Source organism: Myxococcus sp. RHSTA-1-4 (genome assembly GCF_020037125.1).
GTDB lineage: Bacteria > Myxococcota > Myxococcia > Myxococcales > Myxococcaceae > Myxococcus.
Map to the genome: position 1 here is coordinate 100,995 of NZ_JAIQDG010000034.1, position 16,121 is coordinate 117,115.

The 16,121-nt window shown below is 70.7% G+C and carries 12 protein-coding genes; 5 read left to right on the forward strand and 7 right to left on the reverse strand.

Annotated features, from left to right (window positions below):
* Positions 1-20: 20 nt before the first annotated feature.
* Positions 21-1,304 carry a hypothetical protein gene (locus tag K8638_RS35290; protein WP_223759120.1) on the forward strand — a complete coding sequence of 428 codons (1,284 nt, stop codon included), beginning with the start codon at positions 21-23 and terminating at the stop codon, positions 1,302-1,304.
* On the forward strand, positions 1,304-2,179 hold the full coding sequence (locus K8638_RS35295) for a DMT family transporter (RefSeq protein WP_223759103.1): 876 nt from the start codon (positions 1,304-1,306) through the stop codon (positions 2,177-2,179). The genes K8638_RS35290 and K8638_RS35295 overlap by 1 nt, the downstream gene beginning before the upstream one ends.
* 122 nt (positions 2,180-2,301) lie before the next feature.
* Here K8638_RS35295 and K8638_RS35300 read toward each other — a convergent pair whose 3' ends face one another.
* From K8638_RS35300 to K8638_RS35315, 4 genes are read right to left on the reverse strand one after another with little or no spacing between them, the layout of a single operon-like run.
* Positions 2,302-3,540: a substrate-binding domain-containing protein gene (locus K8638_RS35300; protein ID WP_223759104.1), complete on the reverse strand. Its 1,239-nt coding sequence runs from the start codon at positions 3,538-3,540 to the stop codon at positions 2,302-2,304.
* A gap of 29 nt (positions 3,541-3,569) precedes the next feature.
* Positions 3,570-3,935 (reverse strand): hypothetical protein, encoded by a 366-nt coding sequence (locus tag K8638_RS35305; RefSeq protein ID WP_223759105.1) that lies wholly within the window; start codon positions 3,933-3,935, stop codon positions 3,570-3,572.
* Positions 3,936-3,959: 24 nt separating this feature from the next.
* Positions 3,960-4,988 (reverse strand): PEGA domain-containing protein, encoded by a 1,029-nt coding sequence (locus K8638_RS35310; RefSeq protein ID WP_223759106.1) that lies wholly within the window; start codon positions 4,986-4,988, stop codon positions 3,960-3,962.
* Positions 4,985-6,910: a serine/threonine-protein kinase gene (locus K8638_RS35315; RefSeq protein ID WP_223759107.1), complete on the reverse strand. Its 1,926-nt coding sequence runs from the start codon at positions 6,908-6,910 to the stop codon at positions 4,985-4,987. The genes K8638_RS35310 and K8638_RS35315 overlap by 4 nt, the downstream gene beginning before the upstream one ends.
* A gap of 431 nt (positions 6,911-7,341) precedes the next feature.
* Here K8638_RS35315 and K8638_RS35320 point away from each other — a divergent pair, with 431 nt between their 5' ends.
* Positions 7,342-9,072, forward strand: a complete 1,731-nt coding sequence (locus tag K8638_RS35320) for a lamin tail domain-containing protein (RefSeq protein WP_223759108.1) — start codon at positions 7,342-7,344, stop codon at positions 9,070-9,072.
* Here the strand turns inward: K8638_RS35320 and K8638_RS35325 are convergent.
* The 3 genes from K8638_RS35325 to K8638_RS35335 all read right to left on the reverse strand — a co-directional run bounded on the left by K8638_RS35325 (position 9,069) and on the right by K8638_RS35335 (position 14,743).
* On the reverse strand, positions 9,069-10,880 hold the full coding sequence (locus K8638_RS35325) for a 5'-nucleotidase C-terminal domain-containing protein (RefSeq protein WP_223759109.1): 1,812 nt from the start codon (positions 10,878-10,880) through the stop codon (positions 9,069-9,071). The two genes, K8638_RS35320 and K8638_RS35325, sit on opposite strands and share 4 nt — an antisense overlap.
* A 63-nt stretch (positions 10,881-10,943) precedes the next feature.
* Entirely contained in the window at positions 10,944-13,745 is a 2,802-nt protein-coding gene (locus K8638_RS35330; RefSeq protein ID WP_223759110.1) for a TonB-dependent receptor, read from the reverse strand.
* Between the two features lie 29 nt (positions 13,746-13,774).
* Entirely contained in the window at positions 13,775-14,743 is a 969-nt protein-coding gene (locus K8638_RS35335; RefSeq protein WP_223759111.1) for a hypothetical protein, read from the reverse strand.
* A gap of 151 nt (positions 14,744-14,894) precedes the next feature.
* Here K8638_RS35335 and K8638_RS35340 point away from each other — a divergent pair, with 151 nt between their 5' ends.
* Both K8638_RS35340 and K8638_RS35345 read left to right on the forward strand, forming a co-directional pair.
* Positions 14,895-15,653, forward strand: coding sequence for a PaxA (locus K8638_RS35340; RefSeq protein WP_223759112.1), 759 nt, complete (start codon positions 14,895-14,897; stop codon positions 15,651-15,653).
* A 112-nt stretch (positions 15,654-15,765) separates the two neighbouring features.
* On the forward strand, positions 15,766-16,121 hold a 356-nt coding region (locus K8638_RS35345; RefSeq protein WP_223759113.1), incomplete at its 3' end, for an MBL fold metallo-hydrolase.

Genomic DNA, 16,121 nt, shown 5'->3' on the forward strand with positions numbered 1-16,121 from the left:
GCACCCGGATGCATGAGGCCATGCGGGCACCGGGCAACGAGCGGGGTGCCGTGAGCGCGCGAGGGTGCTGGGCGCTGGTGGCCGTGGTGACGCTGGCCGCTTCACCGGCGGCGTGGGCGCAGGACGAACAGCCGGTGGAGCCACGCCCGGAGCGGCTCTACTTCAACCCCGGCTCGCTGCTGGGCTCGGCGCGGGTGGTGGCGCTGGGCGGCGCGTACGTGGGCATCGCCGAGGGCGCCGCGGGCTTCCCCAGCAACCTGGCGGCGCTGGCGCACCGGAGCCCGTCGCTGGAGAGGGATTGGGACCTGGGCGTCACGCTGTCCTGGCTCATCGTCCCCTTCTCCGACAAGCGCGACTACGACCTGGACAACGACGGGCGGACGGACGAGTCGGAGGACAGCCGGCAGCTGCTGGGCGGACTGCTGCTCCAGTACAAGCGCTTCGGCATCGGCTTCTCGCTGCGCAACAGCGTGGCGACCTACTGCGCCACCGAGGCGTGCGCGGGAGACAGTGAGCGCATCCGCGTGTCGCTGACGCAGTCGGTGCTGGCGGGGGCGGTGGCCTTCGGGCAGGACGACTTCATCCTCGCGCTCGGGATTTACGCGGCGCAGGCGTCCTTCCGCCTGGCCTCCGGCGGTGACGACATCCGCTATGGGGACACCGGCGTGGAGGTGGACCTGCTGTACCGGCCCCACGGGCGCTCGTGGCGGCTGGGCGTGACGGTGCGCCCGGAGGTCATCGCGGAATTGCGGGGTGACGCGGAGCAGGCGCCGGTGCTGGCGGGCAAGCCCCTGTTCAGCGCGGTGGCGGCGCCGGCGGTGCTGTCGCTGGGCGCGAGCTGGCGCTTTGGCGAGGGCTCCGAGCGCTACAACCGGCTGTCGCCCGCGGCGCGGCGGCAACTGCTGGTGGAGGGAGACGCGCTGCCGGTGCCGCCGGAGGAGCCGAGGGACGCGCCCGCGGGGCGGTGGCTCGTCACCGCGCAGGTGGACCTCATCTCCGGCGTGGACAACGCGGTGCCCATGCGCGCGTTCGCCTCCACGGCGGAGCCGGAGTCGGTGGGCAGCACCTCCGAGTTCGCGCCCCGGCTGGGCGTGGAGCACGACACGGTGCCGGGCATGATTCGCCTGCGGGCGGGTGTCTACGCGGAGCCCTCCCCCTTCGACGGCCGGCCCGCGCGGCCCCACGTCACGGGCGGCTTCGAGGTGTTCGTCCTGCGCTACTGGGAGGACTGGGCCATCACCGCCTCCTTCGACCTGGCGCGCCGGTACACCAACGTGGGCCTGTCCGTGGGCTTCTGGCGCTGATGCGGACGGGGCTGCTCACGGTGCTGGCGCTGGTGGGCTTCGCGGCCAACTCGCTGCTGTGCCGCGCGGCGCTGGCGGGAGGCGGGCGGCTCATCGACGCGGCCTCCTTCACGGGCGTGCGGCTGGTGTCCGGCGCGCTGGTGCTGGCGCTGTTGCTTCGGGCACGGAGCGGGCGGCACACGGGCGGCTCCTGGCCCTCCGCGCTGGCCCTCTTCGCGTACGCCGCGGGCTTCTCGCTGGCATACGTGCGCATTCCCACCGGCGTGGGCGCGCTGCTGCTGTTCGGCTGCGTGCAGGCGACGATGCTGGGCACGGGACTGGCGCGCGGCGAGCGTCCGAAGGCACGCGAGGTGGCGGGCCTGCTGCTCGCGCTGGGCGGGCTGGTGGGGCTGACGGCGCCGGGCGTCTCCGCGCCGGACCCGGTGGGCGCCGCAATGATGGCGGGCGCGGGCGTGGCGTGGGGCGTGTACTCGCTGCGAGGGCGCGGCAACCGGGACCCGCTGGCCGCCACCGCGGACAACTTCCTGCGCTCCGTGCCCATGGCGGTGGCCCTGTCCGGCGTGGGGCTGCTGGCGCAGGGGACTCCGCACGCGACGGGACGCGGAATCGCGCTGGCGCTGGCGTCGGGGGCGCTGGCGTCGGGTGTGGGCTACAGCCTGTGGTACGCGGCGCTGCCGCACCTGACGGCGACACGCGCCGCCATCATCCAGCTCTCCGTGCCGGTGCTGGCGGCGGCGGGCGGCGTGCTGCTGCTCGGCGAGGGGGTGACGGCGAGGGTATTGCTGGCGGGCACCGCGCTGCTGGCGGGCGTGCTGCTGGCGCTCTCGGCGAAGGCGGCGCCCCGGAAGCCGGCGGCGGCTTCCGGGCAGGAGTGACGCACGGCGCGGCGGGCCGCGACACTGGAGCGGCTCACTCGAGGGAGTGACGCCCTCCTGCCCGAGCGGAAGCAGCGGCTCCCGGGCAGGAGTGACGCACGGCGCGGCGGGCCGGGACGGCTTCAGCCGCCCTGCTCGCAGAAGCCGTAGTTGCAGGAGGGCGCCGAGGACGGGCAGTCCCCCGGGCCCGCGCAGGGCGTGCAGGAGGTGGCGCCGTTGGCCACCTTGTCGAAGAAGCAGCCGCAGCGCAGGCCGGTGGTGACGGGAGACAGCGGGCCCATCTCCGTGGTGCGCCTCACCCGCATGGCGCACTTGGGCACCAGGTGCTTGTTGATGATGGCCTCCAGCAGCGGCTGCGCGAGCTGCGGGGCGGCGAAGCGGCTCACCAGCGCGCCCGCGGCCTGCGAGGGCAGCCCGTTCTCCACCCGCGTGTAGAAGTGCACCGGCCCCCAGATGGGGTAGTGGCCATCGCGCACGTTCGCCTTGTCCCTGGCGAACGGAGTGGAGTCCGGAAGGAAGCCGCACTTCTGGCCCCGCGCCTGGAAGGCGAGGATGCGCAGGCTGGCGCGCTCCTCGTCCGCGACGTCCGTGGACAGGATGCCGATGGCCTGCTCGGAGCGGCTCGTGTCCAGCAGGCTCATGTTCCTGCGCACGCCGTCGCTGCCGCCCCGGTCCACGCCCCACCACTTGTCGGCCGGCACGCTGATGGCGCGCGCAATCATCTGCTGCGTGCCGGAGCTGGCGTTGCGCACGAAGAAGAGCGCGGGGTCCACCCACGGCGCGGCCCTGCCCTGGTTGCCCCCCATGCCGAAGGCCATGTACGCCGCCTCCGCGCTGATGCTCCGCTGCGTGGAGCTCACCGGCACCACGAAGGTCATCGGCTGGATGGGCCCCTCGTAGTCGGAAATCTGCACGCCCGCGGGTGCCTCGGCGCCGCACGTGGAGGCGTAGACGTCCGACACACCCACGTCCACCGGCACACCCTCCGGAGGCAGCGAGCACTCCTGCGCCGTGCCGTCCGCCTTGAGCAGGATGGCGTAGTTCGCGGCCTTGGAGCCGGAGGCGGGAATGTCCTTGATGACCCGCTTGCTCGGGTCCGAGCTGAAGATGGCGGTGACACCCGTGCACGAGCCCTGGGACTGGTAGACGATGCTGTAGGCGGGCGTGTCCTGGGCGAGCAGCGGGGCCACCACCGTCAGGAACGAGCGGACGGCCGAGGAGCCCGCCACGTAGACGACGTTGGTGGTGGGGCAGGAGATGGTCGGCGGATTCGTCTGCGCGTGGGCGGAACTCGCGGCGAGCGCGGCGGTGAGCACGGCCAGCGCGCACGGCGCGCCGCGACGGAGAGCGGAGATTCTCATGGAAGGTGTGTCCTCGGGAGGGAGGGGCCTCACGGCCGGGGAACCAGGTCGGGCAACGGCTCGCCCGGGTTGCACAGCCCCAGGCGCGCGCAGTTGTCGAAGGGCTGGCACTCCGCGCGGGTGCACTGGTTGAGGAACTGTTCCTCGGAAGAGGCATTGCCGCGGAAGCAGCCCTGCGGGCCGAGTCCGGAAGGCACGCACACGCCCTCCTGACAGAGGGGGTAGGTGCCGAAGTGCTCGCAGTCGGCGTCCGTCGTGCACTGCGCGGACTCGGTGTCCAGGGCCAGCGAGCAGCCGCCGGCCGTCATCAGGAACACCGAGGCGAGCAGGGCCCGGCGGAAGGCCTGGGAGCGGCGCGAGGTGTGCGCGCTCTCGTAAGAAGGAAACAGAGGCATGGGTGTGGCTCGTGAAGACAGGGGCTAGAAGGCACCGGCGAGACCGACGCTGCCGGGGCCCACGCCCACCCGCACGGACGGGGAGGACGGAGCGGGAGTGTCGGAGGAGGAACCGCCGGAGAAGGTCATGAAGGCGGAGATGCCGGCGGCCACCAGGGTGGCTCCGGTGAGGATGTCGCTGGTGAGGGCCAGCGTCTTCGTCTTGCTGCTGGCGTCATCCAGCTGGGCGCGCGTCACCCCGAAGGTGTCCCGCTGCGTCTTCAGGTCGCTGGCCGCGCTGCTGGCGAGCACGGCGGTGACACCCGCGCCGACCGCCAGCGCGCCGGTGGCCGCCCACATCTTCCAGGGCACGCCGCGCGGCTCGGCCCGGGCGGTGACGCCCGGAGTCCCGGCCACGGGCGCCACGGTCAGCGGCTCCTGGACGGCGGCGGTCTTCGGAGCGGGCGGAGGCGCGAACTCCAACCGCACCTGCACGCTGTCCATGCCGGCCACGTCCACCATGCGCGTCACCGGAGGCTCACCGGGAAGCTCGGCCGTCACCTTGCGCCGGCCGGCGCTCACCACCACCGGCTCGGACAGGGGCGTGCGGCCCACGGGCTGGTCATCCACGGACACCTCGGCGCCCACCGGCTGGGTGACGATGTCCAGCGTCGCCACGCGCGAGCGCAGCCGCTCCACCTCGCGCTGCACCTCGTCGCGGCGCTGCGGGGGGATGTCCGCCTGACCGTCCCGCAGGTACTGCTGGAAGCTGCGCAGCGCGCCCGCGTAGTCCAGGAGCTGATACTGCACCTGGGCGATGTTGTAGAGGAGCCGGTAGCTGGGAGCCAGCTCGTGCGCGCGCTGGAACTCCACGAGCGCCGCGCGGAAGTCGCCCTCCTCGTAGAACTCCCTGCCGCGCTCATAGCGGCGCTGCGCCTCCTCCAGTTGAGGCTGGGGCTGGGTGCGGGAGGGGGTCTTGCGAGCAGGGGCCGCGGCGCTGGCGCTGCCCGCCGCCATCGCCAGCAGGAGCACGAGGGCAAGCCGCTTCGGACGAAACATCAGGTTGAAGGTCATGGGCTTTCCGAGGAAGAGGTACCGCCCTGCTCGGTCCAGGGATTGTCTGAGTCGAGCGCGCGCCGGGACGCCTTGCGGCGGGACGGCTTCGCGGGCAGCTCGGCGAAGTCCGGCTCCTGCGCCTGGACCTGCTCCGGCTCGGCCGGCTGGCGCGGAGTGCTCTCCACGACGGCGGGGCGGCGCGACTCCTGGCCGCGCCGCGAGAGCGTGATGTCCAGGGCGAGGTCGCGCTCGAAGCGGAGCTCCTTCACGACGGGCGCATACCCGGACGCCGTGACGCGCAGCACGTGCACGCGGCCGTCCCGGGGGAACTTCTCCGAGAAGGGATTGCCCGCGAGAGGCCGGTCGTCCAGGCGGAGCTGCGCCTTGCGCGGTGTCACCGTCACATGCAGCTCCACCTCCGTGGGCTCGGCGGGCGCCTGCGCCACCGCCGCGACACCGGGGGCCAGGGCGGACGGGCTCGTGGGTGCCGCGCCCGCGGTGCCAGCCGCCATGGAGGAAGGCTCCGCCGCCGGAGAGGCGGGCACCAGGGCGGACGGGCTCGTGGGTGCCGCGCCCGCGGCGGAAGCCCCCGTCGCCGGAGGAGTGGGGACCGGAGCGGACGGGCTCGCGGAGGTCGCGCCCGGGGTGCCCGCCGCCACGGCGGAAGCCCCCGTCGCCGGAGGAGTGGGAGCCGGGGCGGTGGCCGCCACGGGCGAGGTGCCCGCCGCCGCGCCCTCTCCCCCACCCGAGCGCAGGCCCGCGATGGCGGCGCCCACCAGCAGGGCCAGGACTCCCGCGCCGGCCAGGACCGCGCCCCGGCCTCGCGACAGGAAGAAGGGACGCGTGGGGCCGGTGGGCTGCGGCTCCGCATTCACCTCCGTCGTATCGGCGCGCGGGGCGGGCGTGACGGGACGGGATGGAAGACCGGAGCCGCGGGACTGCTCGCGGGGCCGGCTGCCCGACACCGGGGTGCCCATGACGGGGCTGCCTCCGGTCGGCACGGCGGCGCGGCTGATGAGCTGGGCCAGTTGCTGGGTGCCCACCGGATGCCCGCAGCTCAGCAGGTACTGGTCCAGGTCCGCCTGCATCTGCCGGCAGCTCGCGTAGCGGACCGCCCGGTCCTTGGACAGGGCGCGCTGGATGATGCGCTCCAGGGCCTCGGGTACGTCCTCCCGCCGCGCGGCCACGGGGATGAACGGCTCGAAGAGGATGGACTGCATCAGGGCCGCTTCGTGGCTGGCCTCGAACGGCTTGGCCCCCGCGACCATCTCGTAGAGCACCACCCCGAGCGCGTACACGTCCGTGCGCGCGTCCAGCGGCTCGTTGCGGAGCTGCTCGGGCGACATGTACGGCACCTTGCCCTTGAGCGTGCCCACCTGCGTCTGCGGCGCGCTGCTGGAGGCCTTGGCGATGCCGAAGTCCACCAGCTTCACGTTCCCGCTGCGCGACAGCAGGATGTTGTCCGGGCTGACGTCGCGGTGGATCATCCGCAGCGCCTCACCGGTGTCCGGGTCGCGGAACTCGTGCGCGAACGTCAGCCCCTCGCAGACCGCCGAGGCGATGCGGGCGCACAGGGGATAGGGCATGGCCTGCCCCTGCGCGTTCAACCGCCGCAGCAGCGCGCGCAGCGTCGGCCCGTCGATGTACTCCATCGCCAGGAAGTACGCGCCCTCGGACTCGCCGAAGTCGAAGATCTGCACGAGGTTGGGGTGGTTGAGCCGCGCCGCCAGCCGTGCCTCTGCCAGGAACATCTCGACGAACTGGGGGTCCTGCGCGAGGTGCGGAAGGATGCACTTCACGACCAGCGTCTTCTCGAAGCCCCCAGGGCCGGCGGCGCGGGCCCGATACACCTTCGCCATCCCGCCGTGCCCCAGCTCGGAGACAAGCTCGTATCTTCCCAGCAAGGCATTGCTGGTGACTGCATCACGGGGGGCCGACACTGTTACCTCGCCGTCAAAATCGGGAGGCACGAATACACCGCGTCTGACAAAGCTGTCGAGAAGGCGAACCAGCCTGGCTACTCTGTGTTCACAGATTTGTAACTGTCACGATTTCGTGACCGTTACGTGCTCGTGACGTTACATGTTCGTGACGTCATGCATTTGTGACACATCGGAGAGAGCCCCGGGGAGCGGGTGACTGTCTTTGCGGGTCCGCTCCCGTCAGGGAGCCTGAGGCTCCGGCGGCCACAAGGCCCCGAGCTCCAGTTCGAGCACTTCACTGTCTTCCGCGACCACGGCTTCGGCGCGATGGAGGTCTACCGGACTCAGGCGGGGACCGGGTTCGAGAGCACCCTCCCGTCTGTCACAAAGATGAAACATCAAGGAAACAAGAACGCGCTATCTGCCCGCCTTCCCCCCGGAGGAAACACATGTCGAGATGCGCGTATCAGGTGTTGTGGGCCGCCGTACTGCTGGGATTCGCGGGCCTGTCCGGGCCCGCGCTCGCGCAGTCGGGAGCGGCGGTGCTGTTCGACGCGGGCCACCTGCAGACGGCGGGTAACGCGGACTGGGTGCTGGACGAGAACACCTGCGACGTCGCCCAGCGCTATCCCTCGCCCGCACAGAGCGGCATCACCGCGAGCACCCCGGAGACGTACTGGAGTGGTGCGTTCTCCTCCTTCGGCGTGGCGCTGGCGAAGAAGGGCTTCCAGTTGGAGAGCCTGCCGCCCGGCGTGCCCGTCACCTATGGCGACGCCAGCAACCCGCAGGACCTGGCCAACTACAAGGTCTACGTCATCCCCGAGCCCAACGTGCGGTTCACCACCGCCGAGAAGACGGCCATCATCAACTTCGTCCGCAATGGCGGCGGCCTCTTCATGATTTCGGACCACTGGAACTCGGACCGGAACAACGACGGCTGGGACTCACCGGAAATCTTCAATGACCTGATGACCGGGACCTCATGGGGCATCCACTTCCAGGTGAGCGGCGAGACGGACAACTGGTTCAACGACCACCCGGACTCGAAGTTCACCAAGGACACCACCTCGCCCATCATCTACACGGGCCCCTACGGGGCGGCCACCGCCGGCAAGGGCCTGGGCCTCTACGGCGCCACGTCCATGACGCTCAGCCCCGCGCAGAACGCCACGGTGAGGGGCCATGTGTGGATGACGAACGGCACGGCGGACACCAACAGCAAGGTGACGTTCGCGACCTCCACGGACGGCCAGGGGCGCATCGCCGCCATCGGTGACTCGTCGCCCTCCGAGGACGCCACCAACTCATGCGGCCACACGACGTACGAGGGCTGGAACGTGAGCACGTTCGACAACGCCCTCATCCACCTCAACGCGGTGGCCTGGCTGGCCAGCGGCGGTGGCGGCACGACGGACACCACCGCCCCGAGCGCCCCGGCGAACCTCACCGCCACCGCGGCCTCCTCCAGCCAGCTCAACCTGGCCTGGACGGCCTCCACCGACAACGTGGGTGTGACGGACTACAGCGTCTACCGCTCCACCAACAGCACCGACTTCTCGCTCGTCGCGAGCGTCACCGGCACGAGCCACTCGGACACGGGCCTCGCCGCGAGCACCACCTACTGGTACCGCGTGACGGCCAACGACGCGGCGAACAACGAGTCTGGAACGAGCAACACCGCCTCGGCCACCACGTCCGGTGCGACGAGCGCGGCCAGGGTCATCATCAACGAGATTCTGGCCAACGAGCCCGGCTCCACGACGGCCGGCGAGTTCGTCGAGCTGGTGAACGTGGGCGGTGCGTCCATCGACCTCGGTGGCTGGACGTTGTCCGACGGCACCAGCGTGCGCCACACCTTCGCCGCGGGCACGACGCTGGCGGCCGGCAAGGCGGTGGTGGTGTTCGGCGGCGCGTCCGCGATTCCGGCGGGGCTGACGAACGCGGTGGCGGCTTCCACGGGCTCGCTGGGCCTGGCCAACGGCGGCGACTCCGTCACGGTGAAGAACGCGGCGGGCACGGCGGTGGACACGTATACCTACGCGAGCAGCCTCGCGGGCACGGACGGCGTGTCCATGAACCGAAGCCCGGACGCGAGCGCCACGGGCACCTTCGCGCTGCACACGACGCTGTCCTCGCTGACCTCCTCGGCGGGCCAGCGCGTGAACGGCTCGGCCTTCTAACGCGCGGAGCTCGGAGCGGCGGCCTCCGCGGGGCAGGCGGCCGCCGCCTCACTCACACGCACGATGCGGCCGGCCGCGGGGGCCACCAGCGGCTGGCCTCGGGCCCGAAAGTGCGCCGTGAGCGCGTCACGCAGGGTGAGCGGCTGGCTCTCGCCCAGGTCGATACTCCCGGGTGGCAGCGCCCGGAGCGCCTCCTCCAGCCCGCCGCCACCCCGGGCCAGGAAGTCGGGCATGGCCACCCGGAAGCGCCCCTGGGCCGGCAGGGGCCTGCCATCCGGAAGGGTGACGGACGCCAGCCGCGGTGCCCCGTTGCAGGTGGCGACACGCACCTTCAGCCCCGACACCTGGTAGATGCTCTTGTGGGCGTAGGCGGCCTCGAGCAGCCGGCGCAGCTCCGGCGGGGAGACGGTGACGACGGCGAGGGTGTTGTCGAAGGGCAGCACCTCGTAGAGCGCGCCGTAGGTGAGCTCTCCGGCGGGCAGCTCCGCGCGCAGGCCGCCGCTGTTGAGCAGCGCCACGTCGGCCCCCGCCAGCTCGCGCAGGGCATCCGCCAGCACGCTGCCCAGCGGGCTCTCCGCGTCGTAGCTGCGCTTGAGCACCGCCGGCACCTGGACGCCCAGCGGGCGCCGCTGCTCCTGCTCCACGCGGGCGAGCACCTCGGCGAGCCTCGCCTCCAGCCCCGCGTCGGGCACCACGGCGCGCCCCACGAAGGTGGCGGGAACGAGCTCGAGCCGCCGCGCCTCCTTCAGCACCCGCTCCTCGCAGGTGCCGAGCGCCGCGTCCACCCGCGAGCACACCGGGATGGAGCCCCGCAGCAGCGTCCGCTCGGGGAGCACCTTGCGCGTCACCGGGTCCACGAAGAGCTCGATGAGGCCGAAGGCGCGGCCCCTGCCAGACGTCTCGATGACGGGGGTGCCGCGGATGAAGTGGCCCACCGGCTGGTGCGTGTGGCCGGCCACCACCGCGTCCAGCGTCCCCTCCGGCAGGGCCTCCAGCATCTCGATGATTTCGCTGTCCCCGCGGTCGCAGGAGGAGGCGTCACGCGGGTCGTCCAGGCGCTTGCACACCGCGCCGGCGTGCGCCACCGCGACCACCACCTCGGCCCCGCGGGCGCGAAGGCCCTGGGCCGCGGCGAGGGCCGCCGGGGCCATGGGGGCGAAGCGCAGGCTCGCCACATTCACGGGGTTGGTCGCCTTCGGAGTCTCGGGGGTGGACAGCCCGAGGATGCCGACGCGCACGCCCCGCAGCTCCACCATCCGCGTACCGTCGTTGCCGAGCCACGTGGGGCCCGCGCCGGTGGCGGCCTCGGTGACGTTGACGCCGAGCACCGGGAAGCGCGCCTGGGCAATGCGCGCCTTGAGCGCCCCGAACGGGTCATCCCCCGCGAGCGCCACCGAGCGCGGCCCCGCGGGCCCGTAGTCGAACTCGTGGTTGCCGAGCGCCGAGGCGGCGTAGCCGAGGGCGTTCATCGCGTCGATGACGAGCTCGCCCTCGGTGAGGTTGGAGGCGAGGGTGCCCTGGAAGAGGTCGCCGCCGTCGAGGAGGAGGACGCCTCCCGGGTTGTCGGCCCGGAGGGCCGCCACGTAGCCCGCCAGCGTCGCCAGTCCGCCCTGCTCCACGACGGTGCCGTCCGGCAGCGTGGCGCGGGAGGGCATCACCCAGCCGTGCAGGTCATTGGTGCCCACCAAGGAGAGGCGGAGGGGCTCCCGCGCCGCGGGAGGTGGCACCGGCGCGTGGGGCGCGGAGGCGCAGGCGGCGAACAGGACGGACAGCAGCCCGAGGGCGAACGGACGCGAGGAGGAGGTCACGTGCCCGTCTAGAACGGACGCGCCCCCCGGTTCAAGCGGGAGCGCGTCCGTGCGCGTGTGTGGCTAGTTGCGGACGCGCAGCAGCAGCTCGGCCTGCATCGGGTTGCGGCGGCTCGTCGCCGTGCCGAAGCGGTTGTTGGTGGCGCGATACTGCTCCTGCACGAACGTCACATCGCTGTTGTTGAGCACGTTGAACATGATGAGCGTGAGCTCCATCTTCGTCTCACCCATCTTCACCAGGCGGTTCAGGTCGTAGCGGGCCTGGGCGTCGAGCAGGAACTGGCTCGGCTGGCGCAGCTCGGAGACGAGCGACGGGTCGTTGAAGTCCGGGGTGCCCGTGTTGGTGTTGTTGGCGTGGCCGGTGCCGCGCGGCGAGCGCACCACGCGCTGCCGGTCCACCGCGCCCTCCTGGTACATCCACATGGGCGCGCCGGTGCGGTAGTTGAAGCGCACACCGAAGTCGAGGCCGAAGCGGGTGGTGTAGCCGATGGAGCCCTTGAGGGTGTGACGGATGTCCTCCGGCGAGGGGCCCTCGAAGAAGCGCTTGAAGCGCGGGTTGAAGCCGTAGCCGTCGAAGTAGTCACCCACCGTGCCCTCGCTGAAGGCCAGGGTGTAGCTGGCGAGCAGGTCCCACGGGCCGTTCCGGCCCTGCACCCACAAGTCCATGCCCTTGTAGTCGCGCCAGGCGTCGTCCGGGTTGTGGATCTTCACCACCGTGTGATTCACACCGTCCGCATAGCCAATCACGCGCTGGCCGGACGGGTCCCAGATGCGGTTCATCTCCTCGTCCACCCACAGGTTGGAGTACTTGCGGTAGGTCAGGTCGAGGCCGATGACGGACTGCTCGGCGATGGCATGGTGCAGGCCGAGCGCGAGCTCGTCCACGTGCGGCGGGGTGTGGCCCTTCTCGAAGGAGCGGCCGGTGGGTCCGCCCGAGACGCTGCACAGGGTGTTGCCGGTGGTGTCCGGGGCGCAGTCCGCGAAGGCGCCGTTGCTGAAGGTGGACGTCACCTGCGTCAGCCCCGGGTTGGCGTGCTGGGCGATGAAGACGTCCCCCACCTCGTTGGAGCGGCCGTAGTGCGCCTTGAGGAGCGTGCCGCGGTTGCCGAAGAGGTCATAGGTGGCCGAGAAGCGCGGGCCCACGCCCACCAGGTTGGTGATGAACTGGTTGTTGTCGCCGTACAGCCGGCCGACGTCCGCGCGGATGCCGCCCACCAGCGTCAGGTGGCGGTTGACGTTCCAGCGGTCCTGGAGGAAGGCGCCCGCGATGAGGTTCGCCGCCTCGGTGGTCAGCGGGGCCTGCACGCCGTCGCTGTTGTAGAAGTCGATGCGCTGGTTGCAGTACTGGAAGGTGGCGGGGTCATCCGGGTTGCACTCGCCGTTCCTGTCGATGTAGCGCTGGTTGCCAATCACCTGCGCCGTCTTGCTGCCGCTCAGGTAGCTGACCTGCACGCCCGCCTTCATCTGGTGGTTCTTCACCTTGAAGAGCAGCGTCGGGTCGAACTGGAAGCGCAGGCGCTCCTCCGTCACCAGGTTGCCCACCTCGTTACGCAGCGCGCCGGCGTTGCGGTACGTGGTGCTGTTGTAGATGTGGGCGATGTCCTGCGAGTCCTCGTTCATCGGGCCCTGCCAGATGTCCTTGTAGGTGGCGCCCGTCTGAAGCTGGAAGAGGACATTGTCGGTGAAGCTGTGGTCGTAGTTGGCGATGGCGAAGAAGCCGCCGCGGTCAATCTGCGTCTCCGCCTCCGGGCTGGCGCTCGTCTGGGCGACCTGGTTGGTGATGGCGTTGTTGTCGTAGTTGAAGGCCACGGAGAGGCGGTCCTTCGCCGTGGGCTGCCAGGTGAGCTTCAGGCGGGCCAGCCGCGTCTCGGTGTCGGTCGGGCGGTTCTCCTCGCCCAGCGGCGTCTCCCGGTGGGAGAAGTTCCACTGGCCGCTGAAGTAGAACCACAGCTTGTCCTTGATGATGGGGCCACCCACGCCCACCAGCGGGCTGTAGAAGGACGTCTCCGACAGCGGCACCTCGTTCTGCGTGTAGCCGGACACGCTGGGGTTCTGGTTGGAAGCGCCCCGGTACTTCGCGTTGGCCCAGGCCGGCGACAGAATCATCGTCACGTCATAGGTGAACTTGTTGGAGCCGCTCTTGCTGACGACGTTCTCGATGAGGCCCAGCGAGTTGTACTGGGCGTCCAGGCCGCCCGTAATCACCTCGAAGTTCTCCACGGCGTAGAAGCTCATCGGCGCGGTGATGCTGCCGTCCACCACGTCCGTGGTGTCCATGCCGTCCACGTAGAACTTGCCGTAGCGCGACAGGCCGGCGCGCAGGCTGGGCGAGTTGCCCGTGCCCACGCCGGCCACCAGCTGGGGCATGGCCTGCACCTGCGTGAAGACGGGGGTGGTGGCCGCCTTCTCCGCGTTCATCACCGCGCCCGTCTGCGCGGAGTCCGGGTTGATGATGGGGTTGACCTTCTCGACGATTTCGTAGGTGGCCACCGCCTGCGTCTCGGTGAACACCTCCAGCTTCACGTCCACCTGCGTGGATTGGCCGAGCAGGACGATGATGCCCGTCTTCTTGATGGGGGCGAAGCCGGGGACGTTCACCTCGAGGACGTAGCCCTCGCCCGGGGGCAGGGTGTCGAACTCGAAGCGGCCGTCCTCGCCGCTGGTGCGCGACTGGGGCTGCTGCAGCGCCGGGCCGCTCACGGTGAGGGGTACCTCGGCGAGCGCGGCGCCCGTCGGGTCATACACGTAGCCGGCGAGGCGGCCGTAGTTGCCGCTCGCGGCCAGGGCGGGCATGGGGAGGGCCGCGACGAGCGCCAGCATCATCAGCACGAGCGCGCGGCCGCCACGGAAGGCGGAGGTCTTCATGGAGGGCATCTCGGGGAAGAGGGGGGTGCTCACAGGGTGCTCCCCACGACGAAGAGCACGCCGGCGTACCGGTTGATGGGCGTGATGTTGAGCTCGGTGTCCGCGCAGGCGTCGGCGCACAGGCCGGTGTAGCTGGAGGCCGGCTTGGCCGCGGTCGCGGTGAACGTGCGCAGGCGCACCACCGGCGACCAGCCCTCCTCGCCGGGCTGGGCCGCGAACAGGTACACGGGAGTCTCCGTGGCGGGCGCGCCGGTGGGCGGGCTCACCAGCACACCGTCCATCACCTTCACGTTGCCGGCTTCGTCCACCGCCACGGCGCCGCCGTCCAGGTACGCCAGCTGCAGGCCACGGTACCAGCCGCCCGTGGAGGTATAGGCGGACTCCGTGCGCAGCGGGTAGAACTCCGCGGACACGTCGATGATGCCGCGCAGGGCGAGGCTCTCACCCTCCTCCGCGGCGCCGCCGAAGGCGCCCTTGGTGAGCGAGGCGACGTCCTTGATGGCGTTGCACTGCTCGCCGGCCGTGCCCGTCCAGCGCTTCACCTTCACCAGCGGCAGGGCCTGGGGGGCGGTCCTGCCGGTGACGGCCAGCGGCAGGGTGTCGAAGAGCGACCACTGCACGTTCTCCGGGTAGCTGTCGGTGCGGTAATCGAAGTCCGCCTTGCCCGTCTTGCAGCCGTCGGCGAAGTCATAGGAGGTGGCCACCACCCTGCTCGCAGGCAGGTAGGGGCGCCCGTTCTCGTCCACCGGGACGCCCGAGTCGGTGAGGACGCCCTTGCTGTCCTTCCGCTCGGTGGCCACCTGCCCCAGGCTGTAGAAGGGCACGCTCGTGCCCTTCACCCGGGCCGTCGCCGGCCTGTAGGCGCCGCTCGTGGGCTTGAAGTCCGAGTCCAGCACCGTGGCGTCGATGACGCCCTGGTACGTGTCGCCAACCTCCTGGGTTGACTCACCACACGCTACAGCACTCAAGGCAGCCGCGAGCCCGAGTGCCCACTTCATCTGTGTCTGCACGGAGGAAACCCCTTGGAATGGGGAGAGGTGGCGGCGCCTGTACCACAGACAGGCCCGCCCTGTGTGTCCGGTAGGTGACACCACGGAGCACACGCCAGGTGCCAATGTACCCCTTGGGGTTGTCCCCCGGCCTTGTGGTATGGGCGCCCTGCTCATGTTCGCCCAGCAGTCCGCTCCGCCTTCGAACTTCCTTGGCTTCGCGCTCTTCTCCGTGGCCATCCACGCCGGCATCGTGGCGGCGCTGGTGTACCTGGTGTCGCCCGGAATCATCGCGAAGGAGGAGACCACCGAGGTGGTGCTGACCCTCGGCATGGCCCCACCGCCGCCGCCACCGCCGCCGCCTCCTCCCCCCGCGCCGCGCAGGGCGACCCAACACAAGAAGGTGGAGAAGAAGCCCACGACGGAGCTGCGCCAGCCCGAGAAGATTCAACCGATTCCCGAGGAGAAGCCCGTCGAGCCCGAGACGCCGGAACCCGAGACGCCGGAGCCCGAGGTGTCCGAGGAGAACGGTGTCGAGGGAGGCGTGGCCGGAGGCGTGGTGGGCGGTGTGGCCGGAGGCGTGGTGGGCGGCGTCGTGGGCGGCGTGGTGGGCGGCACCGGGTCGGGAGAGCCGGTGAAGCCCAAGAATGTGCCCCCCTTCGTCATCCAGCGGGACGTGGTGCGCCAGTCGTCGCCGCGCCTGTCCGAGGTGTTCAAACAGACCCACCGCGGCCAGACGATGCAGGGCATCTACAAGGTGTGTGTCGCGACCAACGGCCGCGTGTACGAAGTCACCGCGGTGAAGTCCGTGCCAGGCGCGGACGAGGACATCATCCAGGGACTCAAGGAGGGCTGGGAGTACAAGCCCCAGAAGGTCCCGGTGTGCTTCCTCTACAACATCCCCATCACCATCCAGTGAGCGCGGCACCGTGTTACATGTATATCTTTGTTACAAATATTAACGCTTATTGAAATCAATGAAACATGCGGGCTAGCTTCGCGTGCATCCCCCCTCATCAGGAGGCGAGTGCATGCACCCGCGTCTGTCTTCCTTCGTCCGCGCCATCCTCTGTTGTGGTGTCCTTCTCCCGGGGCTGGCGCTCGCCCAGACCTTCCGCTTCACCACGATGGACATCGGCCAGGGGGACTCCGCGGTCCTCGTGGCGCCGGGCGGATGTGCGGTGCTCTTCGATGGCGGCCCCACCGGCTCGGGGGCGGTCATCAAGGCCTACCTCAAGTCCATCGGGGTGACTCGCATCGACATGGCCTTCGTCTCGCACCTCCACGCCGACCACATGGGCGGTATCGATGAGGTAACTGTTCACCGGCTCAGGCAGCGACGGAGGCCGCCTGGGCCGAGCCAGAGTTCGGAAGGAGCGAAGGCGGT

Bases quoted from the DNA above. Each gene is read 5' to 3' on its own strand.
- K8638_RS35290 (WP_223759120.1), top strand. From the start codon at position 21: ATGCGGGCACCGGGCAACGAGCGGGGTGCCGTGAGCGCGCGAGGGTGC.
- K8638_RS35295 (WP_223759103.1), top strand. From the start codon at position 1,304: ATGCGGACGGGGCTGCTCACGGTGCTGGCGCTGGTGGGCTTCGCGGCC.
- K8638_RS35300 (WP_223759104.1), bottom strand. From the start codon at position 3,540: ATGAGAATCTCCGCTCTCCGTCGCGGCGCGCCGTGCGCGCTGGCCGTG.
- K8638_RS35305 (WP_223759105.1), bottom strand. From the start codon at position 3,935: ATGCCTCTGTTTCCTTCTTACGAGAGCGCGCACACCTCGCGCCGCTCC.
- K8638_RS35310 (WP_223759106.1), bottom strand. From the start codon at position 4,988: ATGACCTTCAACCTGATGTTTCGTCCGAAGCGGCTTGCCCTCGTGCTC.
- K8638_RS35320 (WP_223759108.1), top strand. From the start codon at position 7,342: ATGTCGAGATGCGCGTATCAGGTGTTGTGGGCCGCCGTACTGCTGGGA.
- K8638_RS35330 (WP_223759110.1), bottom strand. From the start codon at position 13,745: ATGAAGACCTCCGCCTTCCGTGGCGGCCGCGCGCTCGTGCTGATGATG.
- K8638_RS35335 (WP_223759111.1), bottom strand. From the start codon at position 14,743: ATGAAGTGGGCACTCGGGCTCGCGGCTGCCTTGAGTGCTGTAGCGTGT.
- K8638_RS35340 (WP_223759112.1), top strand. From the start codon at position 14,895: ATGGGCGCCCTGCTCATGTTCGCCCAGCAGTCCGCTCCGCCTTCGAAC.